This window comes from Methanoculleus sp. DTU007, assembly GCF_001512385.1.
Taxonomy (GTDB): Archaea; Halobacteriota; Methanomicrobia; order Methanomicrobiales; family Methanoculleaceae; genus Methanoculleus; species Methanoculleus thermophilus.
Genome location: NZ_LFRO01000037.1, coordinates 1 through 2628 on the forward strand (window position 1 = coordinate 1; position 2628 = coordinate 2628).

Sequence of the window (2628 nt, forward strand, 5' to 3'; positions counted from 1 at the left end):
CATAGAGTACGCGCCCTTCGCTCTTCAGGCGCACCCAGGTTCCGTCGAATGTTGCCAACACGCACTAAAACTATAGGGAGTTCACGTTCATTAAGGGATTGTCGGCGCACCGGTAAGAAACCAGTATGTTTTTTGCACGTTGCACCGCATCAGTGATCGATTCCATGACAGGAAGAGTTCGAGAGATCTGGCAACCGAAAACGGTCATGGCAGTACTGCTCATCGCAGTGCTGCTCTCGATGGGGATGGCCTCTGCAGCCACGACAACCCCAACCATTGCCTGGAATGCGTCATTTTCACCGGAGAGTTACAGCAAATTCGATGCTGTTGCACCGATCACAGACGGCGGTTATATCGCTCTCGGCTTCGCTGTTACAGATCTCTACGGCGGTAGTGAGTACACGGTGCTCATAAAGACCGATGGTCAGGGAAACGAGGTGTGGTCGAAGAGATTCCCTGATATGGCACCGGCCTCGGTCGCAGAAACCGCCGATGGAGGCTATATCATCGGCGCTTATAACACCAGCAGAACCGTGGTGGACCAGCGGTTCGTCTACCAGGGCAGCTCGTTCCTGATCCGAACCGACGCCGCCGGGACGGAAGAGTGGCGGCAGGTCTTCCCGGACATGAAGGTCTCAGCAGTCCAGCCGACCGCCGACGGAGGCTACGCTGTCATCGGCTGGCTCTGGAACCCACTCGGATCGGAGAGCGACACGACGGCGACCATCATAAAGACCGACGGCAACGGCCAACCCACCTGGAACCGGACCATACCCGGAAAAGCTGCATACGCAGGGATCGTTACTGCCGATGGCGGGTACATCATCGGAGGGACAACATCGCCCTTCAACAACGATCTCGGGGATGCCTTCCTCCTCCGCCTGGATGCCGAGGGGCAGACGCTCTGGGAGAGGAACTACCAGGCCCCGGTCGTCTACGATATCACGGAGACCGATGACGGGAGGTTCTTCTACACAAGCAATTACTGGTACGGACTCGTTGAAGAGGATGGCACCGAGGTCTGGCTCAAGAATATAGAGGGCTTAAGCGGGCATGCCGCCGCTCTGCAGCCCGGAGGCTACGTGGTTGCAGGCACGAACGCGAGGACCAGTGAGGGGTTCATCTTCGGGACCGATGAGGACGGGACGATTCTGTGGAACAGAACGTTCCCTGATGCTGGAATCAATGCAGCAAGCGGCGCACCCAACGGTACCTACACCCTTGCTGGCATTCGATACCCATCAGATGGCTCCAGCACCGCCTGGCTGATCAACCTCGAAGGGGTGACGGCAGCCCCTACCGGGACTCCTACACAGGCAGCACCGGGATTCGGTGCGATCGGTGCCGGGGCTGCTCTCCTCGTGCTTGCAGGAAGGAAGTGGAGAGGGTAACTCCCCGTCACACCGCTTTTTTCGCCTAAAGGCCATCTTTTCGGAAGTACAGGTACGTTCCCCCACAGAGGATGATGAGGGCGAGCAGGGCGAAGATGAGGTTTGTATATTCCCCGGTCCAGAATTGCGGATCGAGTCCGTCCATGGCCATCTCTGCTATGCCCTCCTCAGAAACCTCGGCACAGAGCGCATACAGACCGGAACTGGAGATCTCAGCTGAGATGCTCCAACTCCCGGGATGGACGGTAGTGATAGCCTCCTCCCATGCATCTGCTGACCGGTTGTAGCGCTGCACAACGAGTCTCTTCCTATCGTCATCGTAGAGTGCCTCCCACTGATCCTGTGAGAAGTTGAATACGAGGGTCGCCGGTTGTGAGAGAGCAGCCCCATCAGGCCCAATGAGGCAGGCAAACCCGGTAAACACGTATCTACCCTCCCCTGAGATGGGAGGCACGCTATCGACGTCGAGAGACTCGAGGGTCACCGTCGTAACCGGCGCACCGGAGGTCTTGACTGCGCTGATCCCTCCTGCAATCGTGAGAGAGACCAGACCGTCGGGCGAGACGAACTGGAGAGCTGAGACCGCGGGGTCGGCCCCTGAGGGGGAAGTAGCGGTTGGTCTCGGCGTCGGTCCCGCAGTCGAGGCCGGCGTACGCCAGCCAGGGTCTGTCCAGGCAAGGCTGCCGCCACCACCGCCTCCCCCTCCGCCTCTACCTCCGCCACCGCCGCCTGACGACCCGCTGCCTGGCGACGTCTGCGTTGGAGTCGGGGTTACATTCACCGTCGGTGTCGGGGTTGCGCTCGCCGTTGGGGTGACTGTGGGGGTGACGTTCACCGTTGGTGTCGGGGTTACGGGAACTGTTGGAGATTCAGTGGGCGTTACCGGCACTGTTGGAGATGGAGTAGGAGTTATGGGCAGTGTTGGAGATACGGTGGGGGTCGGCGCAGGAACTACCTGGATATACCCGTGCTTTACCGCAGTCTCGTTCTGGAAAGCACTCCCCACCATCAGGCTGACGGTATAGGTCCCGGGGTTTAGGTATGTGTGCTCCGGGTTCTGCTCCGACGAGGTCACGCCGTCCCCGAAATCCCAGAGCCAGGACTCCGGTCCGCCGGTCGAGGTGTCCGTGAACCTGACGGAGAGGGGTGCGGTTCCGTTCACGGGGTCGGCCAGGAAGGAGGGCTCAAGGCGCTCATAGACGGTTATGAACCCGTACTCCGTGTGCGTCAGATTGAT

Annotated in this window: 2 protein-coding genes; one reads left to right on the top strand and one right to left on the bottom strand. The window is 59.6% G+C overall.

Translation table 11 applies throughout. The features are described 5' to 3' along the window. Nucleotides 1–164 precede the first annotated feature (164 nt). Nucleotides 165–1391: a hypothetical protein gene (locus ACI94_RS04170; RefSeq protein WP_224732817.1), complete on the top strand. Its 1227-nt coding sequence runs from the start codon at nt 165–167 to the stop codon at nt 1389–1391. Between the two features lie 25 nt (nt 1392–1416). On the opposite strand, the gene ACI94_RS04175 is transcribed toward ACI94_RS04170, so the two are convergent. Beyond that, the coding region (locus ACI94_RS04175; RefSeq protein ID WP_286681132.1) for a PKD domain-containing protein at nt 1417–2628 on the bottom strand (1212 nt) is incomplete at its 5' end.